The 16,494-nt window shown below is 61.5% G+C and carries 19 protein-coding genes and 1 pseudogene; 6 read left to right on the top strand and 14 right to left on the bottom strand.

Annotation, left to right across the window (positions count from 1 at the left end):
* Nucleotides 1-211: 211 nt before the first annotated feature.
* The 3 genes from BLR63_RS20705 (at nt 212) to BLR63_RS20695 (ending at nt 2,896) form a co-directional block, all read left to right on the top strand.
* On the top strand, nt 212-1,009 hold the full coding sequence (locus BLR63_RS20705) for a transporter substrate-binding domain-containing protein (protein ID WP_010563171.1): 798 nt from the start codon (nt 212-214) through the stop codon (nt 1,007-1,009).
* Nucleotides 1,010-1,209: 200 nt separating this feature from the next.
* Nucleotides 1,210-2,169, top strand: coding sequence for an amino acid ABC transporter permease (locus BLR63_RS20700; protein ID WP_010563172.1), 960 nt, complete (start codon nt 1,210-1,212; stop codon nt 2,167-2,169).
* A complete protein-coding gene (locus tag BLR63_RS20695; protein ID WP_010563173.1) occupies nt 2,162-2,896 on the top strand; it encodes an amino acid ABC transporter ATP-binding protein in 735 nt (244 codons plus the stop codon). The genes BLR63_RS20700 and BLR63_RS20695 overlap by 8 nt, the downstream gene beginning before the upstream one ends.
* A gap of 12 nt (nt 2,897-2,908) precedes the next feature.
* On the opposite strand, the gene BLR63_RS20690 is transcribed toward BLR63_RS20695, so the two are convergent.
* The 12 genes and pseudogenes from BLR63_RS20690 to ubiE all read right to left on the bottom strand — a co-directional run bounded on the left by BLR63_RS20690 (nt 2,909) and on the right by ubiE (nt 13,029).
* Nucleotides 2,909-4,816, bottom strand: coding sequence for a methyl-accepting chemotaxis protein (locus tag BLR63_RS20690; RefSeq protein WP_010563174.1), 1,908 nt, complete (start codon nt 4,814-4,816; stop codon nt 2,909-2,911).
* Nucleotides 4,817-4,982: 166 nt separating this feature from the next.
* On the bottom strand, nt 4,983-5,687 hold the full coding sequence (locus BLR63_RS32465; RefSeq protein WP_390896535.1) for a methyl-accepting chemotaxis protein: 705 nt from the start codon (nt 5,685-5,687) through the stop codon (nt 4,983-4,985).
* Between the two features lie 198 nt (nt 5,688-5,885).
* Nucleotides 5,886-6,809 (bottom strand): annotated as a pseudogene (locus tag BLR63_RS32460) (methyl-accepting chemotaxis protein); the annotation flags it as partial.
* Between the two features lie 236 nt (nt 6,810-7,045).
* On the bottom strand, nt 7,046-7,753 hold the full coding sequence (locus tag BLR63_RS20680; protein WP_010563176.1) for a 16S rRNA (uracil(1498)-N(3))-methyltransferase: 708 nt from the start codon (nt 7,751-7,753) through the stop codon (nt 7,046-7,048).
* A complete protein-coding gene (gene tatC / locus BLR63_RS20675; RefSeq protein WP_010563177.1) occupies nt 7,750-8,544 on the bottom strand; it encodes a twin-arginine translocase subunit TatC in 795 nt (264 codons plus the stop codon). Before tatC ends, BLR63_RS20680 begins: the two co-directional genes overlap by 4 nt.
* Nucleotides 8,541-8,951 carry a Sec-independent protein translocase protein TatB gene (tatB, locus tag BLR63_RS20670; protein ID WP_010563178.1) on the bottom strand — a complete coding sequence of 137 codons (411 nt, stop codon included), beginning with the start codon at nt 8,949-8,951 and terminating at the stop codon, nt 8,541-8,543. Before tatB ends, tatC begins: the two co-directional genes overlap by 4 nt.
* Nucleotides 8,952-8,961: 10 nt before the next feature.
* On the bottom strand, nt 8,962-9,240 hold the full coding sequence (locus tag BLR63_RS20665; RefSeq protein ID WP_010563179.1) for a twin-arginine translocase TatA/TatE family subunit: 279 nt from the start codon (nt 9,238-9,240) through the stop codon (nt 8,962-8,964).
* Nucleotides 9,241-9,265: 25 nt separating this feature from the next.
* A complete protein-coding gene (locus BLR63_RS20660; RefSeq protein ID WP_010563180.1) occupies nt 9,266-9,598 on the bottom strand; it encodes a phosphoribosyl-ATP diphosphatase in 333 nt (110 codons plus the stop codon).
* 2 nt (nt 9,599-9,600) lie between these two features.
* Nucleotides 9,601-9,993: a phosphoribosyl-AMP cyclohydrolase gene (gene hisI, locus BLR63_RS20655; protein WP_010563181.1), complete on the bottom strand. Its 393-nt coding sequence runs from the start codon at nt 9,991-9,993 to the stop codon at nt 9,601-9,603.
* A 41-nt stretch (nt 9,994-10,034) separates the two neighbouring features.
* The gene (gene ubiB, locus BLR63_RS20650) at nt 10,035-11,639 is read right to left on the bottom strand and encodes a ubiquinone biosynthesis regulatory protein kinase UbiB (RefSeq protein ID WP_010563182.1); all 1,605 of its coding nucleotides are present in this window, start codon (nt 11,637-11,639) and stop codon (nt 10,035-10,037) included.
* On the bottom strand, nt 11,636-12,259 hold the full coding sequence (locus tag BLR63_RS20645) for a ubiquinone biosynthesis accessory factor UbiJ (protein ID WP_010563183.1): 624 nt from the start codon (nt 12,257-12,259) through the stop codon (nt 11,636-11,638). The genes ubiB and BLR63_RS20645 overlap by 4 nt, the downstream gene beginning before the upstream one ends.
* Complete coding sequence (gene ubiE, locus BLR63_RS20640; protein WP_010563184.1) at nt 12,259-13,029, bottom strand: bifunctional demethylmenaquinone methyltransferase/2-methoxy-6-polyprenyl-1,4-benzoquinol methylase UbiE; 771 nt, start codon at nt 13,027-13,029, stop codon at nt 12,259-12,261. Before ubiE ends, BLR63_RS20645 begins: the two co-directional genes overlap by 1 nt.
* 158 nt (nt 13,030-13,187) lie before the next feature.
* Here ubiE and BLR63_RS20635 point away from each other — a divergent pair, with 158 nt between their 5' ends.
* The 3 genes from BLR63_RS20635 (at nt 13,188) to BLR63_RS20625 (ending at nt 14,930) form a co-directional block, all read left to right on the top strand.
* Entirely contained in the window at nt 13,188-13,463 is a 276-nt protein-coding gene (locus BLR63_RS20635) for a polyhydroxyalkanoic acid system family protein (RefSeq protein ID WP_010563185.1), read from the top strand.
* Nucleotides 13,464-13,568: 105 nt separating this feature from the next.
* Nucleotides 13,569-13,991: a phasin family protein gene (locus BLR63_RS20630; RefSeq protein ID WP_078832940.1), complete on the top strand. Its 423-nt coding sequence runs from the start codon at nt 13,569-13,571 to the stop codon at nt 13,989-13,991.
* Nucleotides 13,992-14,003: 12 nt separating this feature from the next.
* A complete protein-coding gene (locus BLR63_RS20625) occupies nt 14,004-14,930 on the top strand; it encodes a phasin family protein (protein ID WP_010563187.1) in 927 nt (308 codons plus the stop codon).
* 73 nt (nt 14,931-15,003) lie between these two features.
* Here the strand turns inward: BLR63_RS20625 and BLR63_RS20620 are convergent, their stop codons facing one another.
* Both BLR63_RS20620 and BLR63_RS20615 read right to left on the bottom strand, forming a co-directional pair.
* Nucleotides 15,004-15,531, bottom strand: coding sequence for a fimbrial protein (locus BLR63_RS20620; RefSeq protein ID WP_010563188.1), 528 nt, complete (start codon nt 15,529-15,531; stop codon nt 15,004-15,006).
* 18 nt (nt 15,532-15,549) lie between these two features.
* The gene (locus BLR63_RS20615; RefSeq protein WP_010563189.1) at nt 15,550-16,494 is read right to left on the bottom strand and encodes a fimbrial protein; all 945 of its coding nucleotides are present in this window, start codon (nt 16,492-16,494) and stop codon (nt 15,550-15,552) included.

Here is a 16,494-nt window from a genome sequence, read left to right as displayed (position 1 = left end):
ACTTCTTACACATCAATCCATTAGCGGCATCGCCCGCGCAAGTGTCTAACTCTGCGCCTGGCTGCACCGTTGTGGGGCTTTTCCGACATACGCAGACAACAAATACCGGTGAAACCTTTGTGACGGGCAACGAGTGGGTTAGGATCGCACCCCGAAATGGTGCAGCCCTTTTGCGCGCCGACCTCATAAGAATCGTTCAGGGGACTTGATGATGAAAAAGTATCTTTCGATGCTGCTGCTCGGCATCGCCGCGCTGGTGGCTGCCAATGCGGCGCAGGCCGGCGCCATCGATGATGCGGTCCAGCGCGGCACGCTGAAAGTCGGCATGGACCCGACCTACATGCCGTTCGAAATGACAGACAAACGCGGTGAAATCATCGGTTTCGAAGTCGATATCCTCAAAGCCATGGCCAAATCCATGGGCGTCAAGCTGGAACTGGTGTCCACCGGTTACGACGGCATCATCCCGGCCTTCCTGACCGGCAAGTTCGACATGATCGGCAGCGGCATGACCCTGACCCAGGAACGCAACCTGCGCCTGAACTTCAGCGAACCCTTCATCGTGGTTGGCCAGACCCTGCTGATTCGCAAGGACCTGGAAGGCACCATCAAGTCCTACAAAGACCTGAACGACGAGAAATACCGCCTGACCTCCAAGCTCGGCACCACCGGCGAAATGGTCGCCAAGAAACTGATCGCCAAGGCCAAGTACCACGGTTACGACAACGAGCAGGAAGGTGTGCTGGACGTGGTCAACGGCAAGGCCGACGCCTTTGTGTATGACGCGCCGTACAACCTGGTCGCCGAGAAAAAAGTCGGTAACGGCAAACTGGTATTCCTCGACGAGCCTTTTACCTTCGAACCGCTGGCGTTCGGTCTGAAGAAGGGTGATTACGACAGCATCAACTTCATCAACAACTTCCTGCACCAGATCAAGAACGACGGCACCTACGATCGTATCCATGACAAGTGGTTCAAGAGCTCCGAGTGGCTCAAGGACATGGAATAACGCCGGTTCCCGCTTTCTGTAGGCGCGAGCTTGCTCGCGAAGGCCGTTAACGCTAACGCGGGTTTGCTGGATAAACGCGGTGTTTTTGAGTTTTTCGCGAGCAAGCTCGCTCCTACAAAATGCCTTGACTGAATGGCATTAGGGCAAGCCCGCCCGCCACCAAAGGCGGGGGCTTACCCGACCCTTTTGGATGTTGAGTAATGAAACAGAAAAAAGCCCAATGGCCCTGGCACCTGCTGACGGTGGTCGTGCTGGTCGGCCTGGCGGGCGCTTTGTACTACGCCACCTCGCTGATGTCCTACGAATGGCGCTGGAACCGCGTGCCGCAGTACTTCGCCTATCAGGCCGAAGAGGCACAGCGGGCCGCGGATATTTCCACCGTCGTTGAGCTGGTACGCAAGGGCGATGTGGCCGAAGTCACCCTGCGCAACGACGCCGGCAGCGTGCAGACCCTCACCGTGGCCGACAACAGCCTGAAAGTGGCGCGCGGCGACGACGTGGCCGAGGGCGATGTGATCGGCGTGAACCGGCATTGGGCGTTGGGCCCATTGATGTGGGGCTTGTGGACCACGTTATGGCTGTCGGTGGTGTCCGGCATCCTGGGCCTGGCGATCGGTCTGGCCACCGGTTTGTGCCGGCTGTCGAAGAACCCGACATTGCGTGATCTGTCGACGATCTACGTCGAACTGGTGCGCGGTACGCCGCTATTGGTGCAGATCTTCATTTTCTATTTCTTTATCGGCACGGTACTCAACCTGTCCCGCGAGTTTGCCGGGATCGCCGCGCTGTCGCTGTTCACCGGCGCCTATGTGGCGGAAATCGTCCGCGCCGGCGTGCAGTCCATCACCCGTGGCCAGAACGAAGCCGCCCGTTCCCTGGGGCTGAGTGCCAGCCAGGCGATGCGCCATGTGGTGCTGCCGCAGGCGTTCAAGCGCGTGTTGCCGCCTCTGGCCGGGCAATTTATCAGTCTGGTGAAAGACACCTCGCTGGTGTCGGTGATCGCCATTACCGAACTGCTCAAGAGCGGCCGCGAAGTCATCACCACCTCGTTTTCGCCATTTGAAATCCTGTTCTGCGTCGCAGGCCTGTACCTGTTGATCAACCTGCCGCTGTCGAAAATGGCCAGCCGGCTTGAGCGGAGGCTCGCGCAAAGTGATTGAAGTCCGCGATCTGGTAAAAGTCTTCGACACCCGCGGCCAGGTGGTGCGTGCGGTGGATCACGTCACCACCCAGGTGGCCAAGGGCGAAGTGCTGGTGGTCATCGGCCCGTCCGGTTCGGGCAAGTCGACCTTCCTGCGTTGCCTCAATGGTCTGGAAGAATTCGATTCGGGCTCGGTCAGCATCGACGGCCTGCAACTGGCCGACCCGAAAACCGATGTGAATGCCTATCGTCGTGAAGTCGGCATGGTGTTCCAGCACTTCAACCTGTTCCCCCACATGACCGTGCTGGAAAACCTGTGCCTGGCGCAAAAAGTCGTGCGCAAGCGCGGCAAGAAAGAGCGCGAAGCCAAGGCCATGGCGTTGCTTGAAAAAGTCGGCATTGCGCAGAAAGCCAACGAGTTCCCCTCACGGCTCTCCGGCGGCCAGCAGCAGCGCGTGGCGATTGCCCGGGCGTTGGCGATGGACCCCAAGGTGATGCTGTTCGATGAGCCCACTTCGGCACTCGACCCGGAAATGGTCGGCGAAGTGCTGGACGTCATGAAGACCCTGGCCCTGGAAGGCATGACCATGGTCTGCGTGACCCACGAAATGGGCTTTGCCCGCGAAGTGGCGCATCGCGTGCTGTTCTTCGATCACGGCAAGTTGCTTGAAGATGCGGCCCCGGCCGAGTTCTTCGATGCGCCGAAAGACCCACGGGCCCAGGCGTTCCTGCGTCAAGTGCTCTGAGGCGCGGGGAGGTCACACCTTGAACCTCCCCACGCACCGCTGCAAATCCGTTCCCAATCGCGCCAACTCGATGCTCGCCGTCGCTGTCTGCTCACTAGCGGCGGCGGTTTGCTCCGAGGCGTCGCGCACTTTCAATACGCTGCGATTGATCTCTTCGGCGACCGCGCTTTGCTCTTCGGCCGCAGCGGCGATCTGCGGGTTCATCTCCTGGATCACCGCCACAGTGCGCGCGATTTCCGTCAGGGCATCCCCGGCGTTGCGTGCCAGGCCGACGCTGTTGTCGGTCAGGGTGCGGCTGTAGTCCATGATGTCGGCCACTTCCTGGGTGCCAGTGTGCAAGCCGCCGATCAGCCCTTCGATTTCCTCGGCCGACTGCTGGGTCCGTTGCGCCAGGCTGCGCACTTCATCGGCGACCACGGCAAACCCTTGGCCCGCCTCGCCGGCCCGCGCGGCTTCGATGGCAGCATTGAGCGCCAGCAGGTTGGTCTGTTGCGACACGGACTTGATCACATCCAGCACGCTGCCGATCTTCTGGCTTTCCCGTTGCAGCGCAATCATGGCCTGGCTTGAGCGGGCCATCTCGTGGGCCAGGTGTTCGATCTGCGCCACGGCATCCATCACCACCTGATCCCCCAGTTCGGTCTGTTGATTGGCCTCGCCGGCGGCAATCGATGCCTGTTCGGCGTGGCGCGCCACTTCCTGGGCGGTGGCCAGCATCTGGTTCATGGCGGTCGCCACCTGTTCGGTTTCGTCGCGCTGATGATTGACCCCGGCGCGGGTTTGTACGGTGACGGCAGAAAGCTCCTCGGCGGCGCTGGCGATCTGCCGCGCGTTGTCGCTGATGCTGCCGATCAGCTCGCGCAGGTTCAGGGTCATTTGGGTCATGCTGCGTTGCAATTGGCCCAGCTCGTCTTTGCGCCGTGTCTGTATATCGTGGCTCAGGTCGCCCTCGGCAATGCGATTGGCCACGCTCAACGCCTTGCGCAGCGGCTTCACGATTTGCCCGGCAATCACCCAGGCGGCGAGGATGCCGAGGAGCAAGGCGATTGCGGTAATGCCCAGGGTTTGGGTGCGGGCTTGCTCGGCTTCGCGATCCCGTCGTTGGGTCTGGTCCTGGCTCAAGAGGTCGCTTTGCCCGAGCAATTGATCCAATTGTTGCTCCAACTGGTTTTGCGCGTTTTCGGTGCTGAGCTGGGTGTCCTTGAGTCGTGTCAGGTGAGTGCGGATGCCGAGTACCGCGGTTTTCAATGCGCCGCTGTCGACGGGCAGCTTCACCACCGCCGCCTGGGCCAGCTCAAGGTTACGTTCCGCATCGGTGACCGCCTGGGAGTAGGCATCCAGTGAACTGGCGGCCCAGGCCGGACTCTGGGCGCTGTCCTCGGCCTGTTCGATGGCCTGGCGCAGATTTTCCACGGCATCGAGGGCTTTTTCATCTTCTTGGTCGGGCAGGTCGCTGGCCAACTGGGCCAGGGCGTCGCCGGTGCGCACGGAGTTCTGTTTCAACTGTTCACGGGCGCTTTCGCGTTGTTCAACCAGCGCTGGCACGCCCTTGAGGGTGGTTTTGAACGTCGCGCTGATGCGGGCCATCTCCTGCAGATATTGCAGAGCTTTCGGCGCTGTGAGTCGGCTGGAAAGCTCCGCCAGGCTGCTGTCGATTTTCTCCATGCTCGTGCTCAATCGGCTGAAGCTGTCGGCGTCGTCCAGGGTGCGGTAAACGATTCTGTCGGCGCGCAACTCTTCGCCGGCCACGGCCAGCTGCGCGAGCACCGTCAGGGTTTGCGAGCGGTAAAGCGACGCCGCCAGGGCCTGCCAGCCGGTTGCGGCAATCACGAGGCTCAGCGCCAGTACCAGGGAAAAGCCCAGGGCCAGTTTGAGGGTGACACTGGCGTCACCCAACAGTTGAGTGATTCGGCGAAGCATGATTAACCCTCCAGCAAGTGAACAACGGGCGTTCTTGAAGGTACGCAAGCACCTTGAACTGAGTTGAACGCTAGTTGCCTTGAGGGTGGGTTGGGGCTGATAAGTGCGTAGGAAATTTCACAGATTGCTGGCGGCGACCCAGGACAGGTCGCCGCGCAGGCGCGAGTCAGACCTGGAAGCGGCCGACCAGGGTTTGCAGATGGATGCCCAGGCGCGCCAGTTCGGTACTCGAACTGGCGGTCTCTTCACTGGCCGCTGCGGTCTGTTCCGAGATATCGCGCACGTTCAGCACGCTGCGGTTGACCTCTTCGGCCACGGCGCTTTGTTGCTCGGCGGCGGTGGCGATCTGGGCGTTCATCGCCTGGATGGTCGAGACGGTGCGCGTGATGTTCGCCAGGGCGCTGCCGGCGCTGCGGGTCAGTTCGACGCTGCTGTCGGTGAGGCCGCGGCTGTTGTCCATGATGGTCGCCACCTGTTGGGTACCGCTTTGCAGGCCGACGATCAACTCTTCGATCTCTTCGGTGGACTTCTGGGTGCGCAGGGCCAGGCTGCGCACTTCATCGGCCACCACCGCGAAACCCCGCCCGGCTTCACCGGCGCGTGCGGCCTCGATGGCGGCGTTGAGGGCCAGCAAGTTGGTTTGTTGGGCCACGGACTTGATCACGTCGAGCACGCTGCCGATCTTGTCGCTTTCACGCTTGAGATGGCCCATGGCTTCGGTGGAGTTCCCCACTTCGGTGGCCAGGCGTTCGATCTGGGCGATGGCTTGTCCCACCACCTTGTCGCCCTCACGCGCCTGTTGGTCAGCGGCCACGGCTGCTTCAGAGGCTTCCTCGGCGTTGCGCGCCACTTCCAGCACCGTCGCCGCCATTTCATTCATGGCGGTGGCCACCTGGTCGGTCTCGATCTTCTGGCTGTTGACCCCGGCGCTGGTCTGTTCGGTCACGGCCGACAGTTGCTCGGCGGCGCGGGCGATCTGGGTCACACCGTCGCTGATGCCGCCGATCAACTCGCGCAGGCCCATGCTCATGCTTTGCATGGCCCGTTGCAGCTGGCCCAGTTCGTCCTGGCGTACGGAGGTCAGGTTGTGGCTCAAGTCGCCCGAGGCGACACGCTCGGCGACCTGTAAGGTCTGGTTCAGCGGAATGACGATCTGACGGGTGATGGCCCAGGCCGCGACCAGGCCGAAGATCAGCGCCAGCGCGGTTGCCAGTAGCAGGAAATACTTGGCTTGGGCGGCATCGGTGTCACGCACCGCCGTCTGGGAGACGGTGAGTTTATCGCTATGACTGAGCAGCAGATCGCCCTGTGCGCTCATGGTCTTGAGTGCCGCGGCGGTGGCAACCTGGGAATCACGGTACTGGCTGACGGCGGCACGGTAGGCTTGCAGCGAGACGCCGGCCTGTTGCAGGTTGGCCTGGTACTCGGCGGGCAGTTGGCCTTCCAGTTCGGTGATTTTCTTCAGGGCGTTGTCGATGGCATCGAGGGCCGGTTGCTCGGCGTCGACCTTGCCGCTGTAGGTGTAGCCGCGCACCTGGAAGCGTGCCTGCTGGATCAGCTTGCTCAGTTCCACCACGCGATTGAATTGGGTCACGCTGTCGCCTTGCAGCAACGACTTCTCGACTTCGCTGACCTTGAGCACGGCATTGTCGGCGGTATTGCCCAGTTTGCTGCGGGCGTTTTCACGGTTATCGCCGGCTTGCGCCATATCCTTGAAGGCGCGCTTGTATTGCTCCACGGCGGCCAGTTGCTCATCGATCAGGGCGATATCGGCAGGTTGTTCGATCAGGGTGCGGGCTGTCTTCATGCCGCTGTCCAGGCGGTTCAGCAGGTCGCTGACGGCCGTCGTGCCTTGTTCGCCACGGCGCATCTCATAGTCCAGGCGGGCCAGGCGCAGGTCCTTGGTCAAGACATTGAGGCTGGAGATAAACCCCAGTTTGTCACCGCGGCTGGCCACATCGCTCAGGCCGGTCCAGCCGGTGAAGGTGATCATCAGGGTCAACAGCAAGACCAGTCCAAAACCGACGCCCAGCTTGGTTCTGACGCTGACATTCCCCAGCTTTTCGGCTAACCAACGATACATGCTGCGAACTCCTTAGACTTATTCAAAGAATATCGGCAGCACCCGCGCATTCTGTAGGCGCGAGCTTGCTCGCGAAGATCGCCGACGATAACGCCGCGCCATCAGGCAACCCACGTTGCCGATGGTTTTTTCGCGAGCACGGGAATTTAAAAGAGGCGGGAGAGCAGGGCGGTGACCGCAGTTTCCACCCGCAGGATCCGCGCGCCGAGCTGCACCGGTTGCAACCCGGCCTTGGTCAGCAGGTCGACTTCGTAGGGAATCCAGCCGCCTTCCGGGCCGATGGCCAGGGTCACCGGCTCATCCAGCCCGCGTGGGCACGCCGGGTAATCGCCAGGATGGCCGATCAGGCCAAGGGTGCTCGCGGTCATCGCCGGCAGGCGGTCTTCGACGAACGGCTTGAAGCGCTTTTCGATCACGATCTCGGGCAGTACCGTGTCCCGCGCCTGTTCCAGGCCAAGGATCAGTTGCTCGCGAATCGCTTCGGGTTCCAGGAACGGGGTTTGCCAGAAGCTTTTCTCGACCCGGTAGCTGTTGACCAGCACCACCTTCGGCACACCCATGGCGGCCACGGTCTGCAAGACCCGGCGCAACATCTTCGGACGCGGCAGGGCCAGCAGCAGGGTCAGGGGCAGTTTGGCCGGGGGCTGCAGGTCGAAGCTGACCTGAAGCTCGGCTTCGCTCGATTCAAGGCGCAGCAGTTGTGCGTTGCCCATCAACCCGCCGACGCGACCGACCCGCAGGTTGTCGCCCACCGCTGCACGGTGGACGTCCTGCATATGCACCAGGCGTCGATCCCGCAGCACCACCCGGTCGGCCGCGATAAAGTCGGCCTCTTCCAGCAACAGCAGGTTCACGGCTGGGTCGCTGGCGGCTGGTCGTTGTCGTCGGCGGCTTGGTCGTCGGGGTGTTCGCCCCGCTTGGTGATCAGGCTGCTGAACAGGATGCCGATCTCGAACAGCATCCACATCGGCACGGCCAGCAGGGTCTGGGAGAAGATGTCTGGCGGCGTGAGGATCATGCCGACCACGAAGCAGCCGATGATCACGTAGGGGCGGATCTTCTTCAGGTATTTGACGTTGACCACGCCGATCCACACCAGCAGCACCACGGCCACCGGGATTTCGAAGGCCACGCCGAAGGCGAAGAACAGCGTCATCACGAAGTCGAGGTAGCTGGTGATGTCGGTCATCATCTCCACGCCGGCCGGGGTGGCGGCGGCGAAGAACTTGAAGATCAGCGGGAACACCAGGAAGTAGGCGAATGCCATGCCGGTATAGAACAGCAGGATGCTCGACACCAAAAGCGGCACCGCGATGCGCTTCTCATGCTTGTACAGGCCCGGCGCGATAAAGCCCCAGATCTGATGCAGGATCACCGGGATCGCCAGGAACAGCGAAACCATCATCGTCAGTTTCAGCGGCGTGAGGAACGGCGATGACACATCGGTGGCGATCATCGTCGCGCCGACCGGCAGGTACTGGCGCAGCGGCGTGGAAACGAAGGTGTAGATCTGCTGGGTAAAGGCGAACAACCCGGCGAAGATCACGAAGATTGCCGCTACACAACGCAGCAGGCGGGTACGCAGCTCGGTGAGGTGCGAGACCAGCGGCATATGCTGGTCGTTTTCCGGTTTATCAGCGCTCATGGGGCTCGCGGCGGCAATGTAGGGTCATGGGGGGCGGGCGGCGTGACGGGTGCCGGCGCGGGCTCGGTTGGCGCGGTGTGAATCGGCTCGGCAGGCGGGGCGTCCAGCGCCGGCGCGATGCTGTGCTCGGCCACAGGCTCCACCGGTTTGGCGGGTTCCTGCACCGGCGACAGAATCTTGCGCGCCTCTTGCTCCAACGACAGGATGTGTTCGTTGTGCAATTGGCGGCGGATTTCGTCGGCGCCGATTTCCCGTTCAACTTCCTGTTTGATGGCGTTGAAACTGCGTTTCAGGCGCCCGATCCACAAGCCGGCCGTACGCGCAGCACCGGGCAGGCGTTCCGGCCCCAATACCAGCAGGGCCACAAGGCCGACGAGCAGCAGTTCAGAGAAGCTGATACCAAACATTAGTCAGTGCTCACGAGTCTTTGCGGGTCGGCTCTTCGACTTTTTCAGCCTGCACGTCGAAGGTACGACGCTCGGTGATTGGCTGGGTGGCCTGCGGGTGTACAGGCTGGGCCGGCGGTACTGGGGTGGCGACAGGCTCGGCCGGCTTTTCCTCGTCGTTCATGGCCTTGCGAAAGCCTTTGATCGACTCGCCGACGTCGGTGCCGAGGTTTTTCAGTTTCTTGGTGCCGAACACCAGAACGACCACCACCAGAATGACGATCCAGTGTTTCCAGTCAAAAATGCCCATGCTGCAATTCCTCTGTGAAAGTTATTCAGGCGGACGGGCGCGAGGCCTTTTCGACGTGCCCGGACAAGCCGAAGCGACGGTCCAGTTCATCCAGCACGGCCTGCGGATGCTGCCCCAGTTGGGCAAGCATGACCAGGCTGTGGAACCATAGGTCGGCGGTTTCGTAGATCACATCGCTGCAGTTGCCGCTGACTTCGGCATCCTTGGCGGCGATGATGGTCTCGATGGACTCTTCGCCGAGTTTTTCCAGGATCTTGTTCAGGCCCTTGTGGTACAGGCTGGCGACGTAGGAGCTTTCGGCGTCCGCGCCTTTGCGGTCTTCCAGCACCTGGGCCACACGGTTGAGGGTATCGCTCATGTCTAGTGTCCTGCCGAGTAAATGGCGTGTGGGTCTTTGAGCACGGGTTCGACGACTTTCCATTCGCCGTTCTCGAACACGCGATAGAAGCAGCTGTGACGCCCGGTATGGCAGGCGATGCCACCGATCTGCTCGACCATGAGGATCACCACGTCGGCGTCGCAGTCCAGGCGCATCTCGTGCAGGGTCTGCACGTGCCCGGACTCTTCGCCCTTGCGCCACAGTTTGCCACGCGAGCGCGACCAGTAAATGGCGCGCTGCTCAGCGGCAGTCAGGCTCAGGGCCTCGCGGTTCATCCAGGCCATCATCAGCACGCGCCCGGTCTTGTAGTCCTGGGCAATGGCCGGCACCAGGCCGTCACTGTCCCACTTGATCTCGTCCAGCCAGTCTTTCATGTTCGGCTCCGGCAATTTGCGACAGTGTATAACCGGATTGGCTACCGACGCACGATCAGATAAACACCCACGGCGACCATGATACCGGCCGGCCAGTGGCCCAATTGGTTCAATGGCCCGCCGATGGCCAGCATCACCCCGCCGACCAGATGCGCGGCGCCCAGCAGGCGCAGGAACCAGTCGTCCTTGCGCGTGTGCCACGGCGGCGCCGGGTCCTTGGCGTGGGGCTGGGACATGCGCTCCAGCAGGTCACGGGTCATGTTGGCCAGGTGCGGCAGTTGCTCCACTTGGCTCTGCAGGTTGCCCAGCAGGGTTTTCGGGCTGACCCGCTCGCGCATCCAGCGTTCCAGGAACGGCTGCGCGGTATTCCACAGGTCGAGGTCCGGGTACAGCTGGCGGCCCAGGCCTTCGATGTTCAGCAGGGTTTTTTGCAGCAGTACCAATTGCGGCTGCACTTCCATGTTGAAGCGTCGCGCGGTCTGGAACAGGCGCATCAGCACTTGGCCGAATGAAATATCTTTTAATGGCTTTTCGAAGATCGGCTCGCACACGGTGCGGATCGCCGCCTCGAACTCGTTGAGCTTGGTTTCCGCCGGCACCCAGCCCGAATCGATGTGCAATTGCGCCACGCGACGGTAGTCACGCTTGAAGAAGGCGAACAGGTTGCGCGCCAGGTAATCCTGGTCTTCCGGGGTCAGGCTGCCGACGATGCCGCAGTCGATCGCGATGTACTGCGGGCTCCACGGGTTGATGGTACTGACGAAGATATTGCCGGGGTGCATGTCGGCATGGAAGAAGCTGTCGCGGAACACCTGGGTGAAGAAGATCTCCACGCCGCGCTCGGCGAGCATCTTCATGTCGGTGCGCTGGTCGGCCAGGGTCGCGAGGTCGGTGACCTGCACACCATAGATCCGCTCCATCACCAGCACTTTCGGGCGGCACCAGTCCCAATACACTTGGGGCACGTACAGCAGCGGCGAGCCTTCGAAATTGCGCATGAGCTGGCTGGCGTTGGCCGCTTCGCGCAATAGGTCGAGTTCGTCGTAGATGGTTTTTTCGTAGTCAGCGACCACGTCCACCGGGTGCAGCAGGCGCGCATCGGCGGAGAAACGCTCGGCGGCGCGGGCCAGGATGAACAGCCACGCCAGGTCCTGGCCGATGATCGGCTTGAGGCCCGGGCGGATGACCTTGACCACCACTTCTTCGCCGGTCTTGAGTTGCGCGGCGTGCACTTGCGCCACCGACGCGGAGGCCAGGGGCTCGACGTCGAAGCGGCTGAACACCTCGCTGATCTTCTTGCCCAGCTGTTCTTCGATCAGCCGCATCGATTGCTGCGAATCGAACGGCGGCACGCGGTCCTGCAACAGCATCAATTCGTCGGCGATGTCTTCGGGCAACAGGTCGCGGCGGGTCGAGAGGATCTGCCCGAACTTGATGAAGATCGGCCCCAGGTCCTGCAAGGCCAGGCGCAGGCGCGCGCCACGGCTGAGGTCCAGCGGCTTGCGTGGGAACCAGCGCCACGGCAGCACATAACGCACGGCGAGCAGGAACCACGGCAAGGGCAGGGCGAACAGCAGGTCATCGAGACGGTAGCGGATTACGACGCGCTGGATACGGAACAGACGGCGGACGGCGAGCAGCTTCATGCGTTATCGCTTGGATCAAGGGAACGGCTCAGGCGCTCGAAGCGGGCCTCGAGGCGTTCCAGGTCGATTTTGGCCTTGTCGAGCTCACGAAAGCGCGCTTGCGCTTCCCGCTGTCCGACCAGGGTGCGCGATTCTTCGCTCAGGTATTCGGCGAGGTTCTGGTTGAGGCTGGCGAACCCCTGCTGGTACCAGCGCGTGCGACTGCGCAGGTGCCCGCTGATCAACTGGGTGGCCACGGGGCCGATCCAGCGCGACAGTTCGTATTCCCAGTCCAGTTCCAGGTCCTGCAGCACGGCGGCCAGGTCCATCAGCACCGCGCTGTCGCCTTCCAGTTCGACGTCGGGGCCGTGGAGGATGGCGGTCTTGTTGCGGCTCAGCGCCAGGTGCAACAGGCTCGAGGCCGGCGCACGCAAGGTGCAGTCGGCCTCGGCGGCCCACTGGCTCGCGAGCAACAGGCCTTCATCGCTGGGCAGGATAAACAGCTGCAGGGCCGGGCTGGTGCAGTCGACGGCAATCACCTTGCCGTTCAAGTGCGCCAGCCGCGCCAGGGCGGTGCTGTCCAGGCGCAGTACACGGTTGAGGCCGTGTTCGACGCTGGCGAGCAGACCTTGGAACAGCATCAGGGCTTGATGCCGCGGTGCAGGGCGACGATGCCCGAGGTCATGTTGTGATAGGTCACGCGGTCGAAACCGGCCTCCACCATCATCGACTTCAGGGTTTCCTGGTCGGGGTGCATGCGGATCGATTCGGCCAGGTAGCGATAGCTCTCGGCGTCGTTGGTGATCAGCTTGCCCATCAGCGGCATGAAGGCGAACGAATAGGTGTCGTAGACCTTGGACATCAGCGCGTTGGTCGGCTTGGAGAATTCCAGCACCAACAGGCGGCCACCCGGCTTGAGCACGCGCAGCATGGAACGCAACGCGTCTTCCTTGTGGGTCACGTTGCGCAGGCCGAAGGCGATGGTCACGCAGTCGAAATGGTTGTCGGGGAACGGCAGTTTTTCCGCATCGGCCTGGACGAACTCGATATTGCCGGCCACACCCTTGTCGAGCAGGCGATCGCGACCGACCTTGAGCATCGAACCGTTGATATCCGCCAGTACCACCTGGCCGGTCGGGCCGACCAGCTTGGAGAACTTGGCCGCCAGGTCGCCCGTGCCGCCGGCGATGTCCAGCACGCGGTTGCCGGTGCGTACACCCGACAACTCGATGGTGAACCGCTTCCACAGGCGGTGCATGCCGCCGGAGAGCACGTCGTTCATCAGGTCGTACTTGGCGGCTACGGAGTGGAACACCTCAGCGACTTTTTCCGCTTTCTGGCTTTCCGGAACGTTCTTGAAGCCGAAGTGAGTGGTGGGTTCGGCATCGCTGCCTTTGCGCTGATCAGTCATATCGCTGTCACCAAAAGAGAATGCGGCACATGATAATCCCCAAGGCTTGCTTTGTCTTGGCAAGGCTGCAGGTAAGATAGGGGGGCACCGAGACCTTTTGCCGCATGGCAGGTATTCACGTCTCTAATTCTTCAAGTCTTTAAAGAGGAGCCATTGCAATGGCCCGTATTACCGTTGAGCGTGCACATTCCCTGGGTAAAGAAGAAGCACGGGCAAAGGCTGACAAGTTGGCGCAAAAACTCCAGGCGCAATATGGCCTGGAGCCGTCGTGGTCCGGCGATACCTTGAACCTCAAGCGTTCCGGGGTTAAAGGCACGGTGCAGGTGGCCGACGATTCGCTGCGTATCGATGTGGAACTGGGCCTGTTGATGTCGGCCATGAGTGGCACCATCAAGTCGGAAATCGAGAAAGCCCTGGATAAAGCATTGTCCTGATCGACCTGTTCTTAGGGTGCCGATTCTAATTTTTCCTCCTACTTTGTGCCCAAGCCCTCAACTCCTGTGGGCCGTTCCTCCACCCTTTTCTGCGTGAGGTGCACCATGGCCAAAGTTATCCTGAAGAAAAAAATCGACGCCCAGACCACCGCCCTGAGTGACGTTAAAACCTACGCCCGCAAGATCTGGCTGGCGGGCCTGGGTGCCTATACCAAGGTCGGAAGTGAGGGCAGCGAGTATTTCAAAGAACTGGTTAAGGCCGGTCAACGTGTTGAAAGTAAAGGCAAAAAAGTTGCAGTTGAACAACTTGATGCTGCCAACAGTCAGATTGACCAAGTAAAGAGTAATGTCTCCGCTGTCAAAGGTCGTGTAGAAGTTCAGCTGGATAAAGTTGAAAAAGCTTTTGATACTCGCGTTGCCAGTGCCTTGAATCGAATTGGCATTGCGTCTAAACATGACGTGGAGACACTCTCTGCTAAGCTCGAAGAGCTGACGGCATTGCTCGAACGTGTCGCGCGTAAACACTAAGGAGACATCGGGATGGCTGTTAAAAAGACTACTCAGAAAGAAAGCAGCTCGTGGGTCGGGAAAGTTGAAGAGTATTCCCGCAAGATCTGGCTGGCTGGTTTAGGCGTTTACTCGAAGATCGACAGTGACGGCAGCAAACTCTTCGAGACTTTGGTTAAAGATGGCGAGAAGGCTGAGAAAGTTGCCAATAGCGCCGTCGGAAAAAAAGTCACCGCCGCTAAAGCGACTGCCGGTTCGCGCATCAGTGATGCAAAGAAACAAGTACTGGGCACGTGGAGCGAGCTAGAAGGTGCGCTGGACAAGCGTCTTAACAGTGCCATTTCGCGACTGGGCGTACCGAGTCGTACTGAAGTGAAAGCACTGCATGCCAAGGTCGATACCCTGACCAAGCAAATCGAAAAACTCACTGGCGCCAAAGTGACTCCGGTAAAAACCGCAGCTGCCAAGCCGGCTGCAAAAGCCGCTGCCGCCAAACCCGCTGCGAAAGCGCCAGCCAAAGCTCTGGTGAAGGCCGCTGCCAAGCCGGCGGCAAAACCAGCCGCCAAGGCTCCCGCCAAGGTCGCTGCCGCCAAACCGGCTGCCAAGCCTGCCGCCAAACCTGTGGCTGCTAAAGCCGCCGCCAAGCCTGCCGCTAAAGCCGCTGCCAAGCCGGCAGCCAAGGCCGCCGCCAAACCGGCCGCCAAGCCAGCGGCTAAACCCGCAGCGGCCAAGCCTGCTGCTGCAAAAGCTGCCGCCAAGCCAGCCGCCGCCAAACCTGCTGTAGCGAAGAAACCAGCGGCAGCGAAAAAGCCCGCGGCGTCCAAGCCCGCCGTAGCGGCCAAGCCTGCCACGGCACCGACGCCAGCCGTTTCCTCAGCCAACTCGGGCTCCGCGCCGACCCCGGCGGTTGTCACCCCGACTGCAACGCCGGCAACCCCGACGCCATCCAGTCAGTCCTGATTTTCGCGGGATACCAGAATGCCCGGCCTGCAAAGGCCGGGCTTTTTTGTACGCGCAATAATGCCGCGACACCTCAGTTGTAAGTGATCGAAACGGTCACGGCGCTGGCCAGGGTTCCGTGGCTGAGCTTTGCGCCGGTTTTATGGTAGGCCGCCGTCAGTGGCAGCACGGCTTTTCCTTTGCTTGCCGCCACCTTGCGGCTGCGTTGTGCCGGGGTGCCGTCGGCGGGGATCGGGTAAACGGGCGACGCGCGATGAGCCAGCCACAGGCCCGTGCCTTTTGAGGTGCCGGTATTGGCAAACAGTGCGGGGTTCCCGGCGGAGGAGGTGCCGGCGAACAGGAAGGTCACGTTACTGATATCCGATTCGCAGTCGGCCGTAATCTCGAAATCGAAGGTGCCCGCGCTGGGGGCCGAATCGAAGTCCGACATCTTGACGGTCGGCAAGGTGACGGTGCGGTTCGCATCGCCGCCTACCAGGTTGCACGTACCCGCATTGATCTGGCCGGTGAAGCGCAAAGTGCCTGTGGTCGCCGCCTGCGCCGTATTGGCCGCGAGGGCGGCCGTGGTTGTCAGCAGCAGCGCCAGGGTGTGGATGTTCATCGGGTAATCCTCCGAGGTTCAGTCATAGGTGATGTTGACGGTGGCGGTGCTGACGAGAGTGCCTTGGCTGACCGTGCCGTTCTGGTGATAAGCAGCGCCGAGGGGCAGGACTGCCTGATTGCCGGAAACAGTGACCGTGCGAGTATTTTCCGGGCCGCTGGGGGGGATGTTCTGGACGCTCCCGTTCAGCCGTGAGTAGAGCCACAGCGCGACGCCGCCGGCAGTGCCCGTATTGGCGAACAGCCGGTCGTTGCCTGGCGCGGGAGTACCGGAAAAAACAAAGGTGACATTGGTCGCGCCGTTGCAGTTGGCCGTGAGGTCGAAGTGGCGTTCGCCGGCGGAGGTGGCTTGTCGAAGGCTGCTGACCTTGATGGGGTCCAGTGAGATCGTACGGTTGACGTCGCCCATGGCCAGGTCGCAGGTGGCCGCGGGTCTGACAAAGCGTATGGCGTTGCCGATCAGCAGGGTAAACGTCTGATGGATATTGTCCATGTGGTGCACCCGAATGGCCCCGGCAGACACGGCCCCGTCGGTGACCGGCCCGGTTTTGTAGAACGTCAGCTGCGCGCCGGTGAAGGTGGGCGCCGGTCCTGTGAATCGCTTCTGTTGATTGTGCAAGGCATAGCCGGCGTTGACGCCATTGGCGTCTGTGAGCCGTAGGCGTACACCCACGCCGGGTACCTCGGTGCGATAGGCGGGGACGTAGCCGGGATCTTTTGTCTGGTATCGCCCGGTGATGGTCAGCAGCGTCCAGGTGGGGCAGTTCATGATGAATCCCTGCGCGGTGCCGCTGAAGGTGCCGCTGATGATTTCCCCGCCCACCGGGAGGCTGTCGGGTACGGTGATCGTGGCGGGCAGGTTGAGGGTCAATGTGTCGTTCTGATAGCGGTCGCACGCCGCTTGCGCCGCGACCGGCAGACCGAAGAGCAACAGTGTGGAAATGAGGGTGATAGGGCGTTTCAT

Source organism: Pseudomonas extremaustralis, assembly GCF_900102035.1.
GTDB lineage: Bacteria > Pseudomonadota > Gammaproteobacteria > Pseudomonadales > Pseudomonadaceae > Aquipseudomonas > Aquipseudomonas extremaustralis.
The sequence above is the reverse complement of the archived record's forward strand: the minus strand, read 5'-3'. Positions and strand labels throughout refer to the sequence as shown.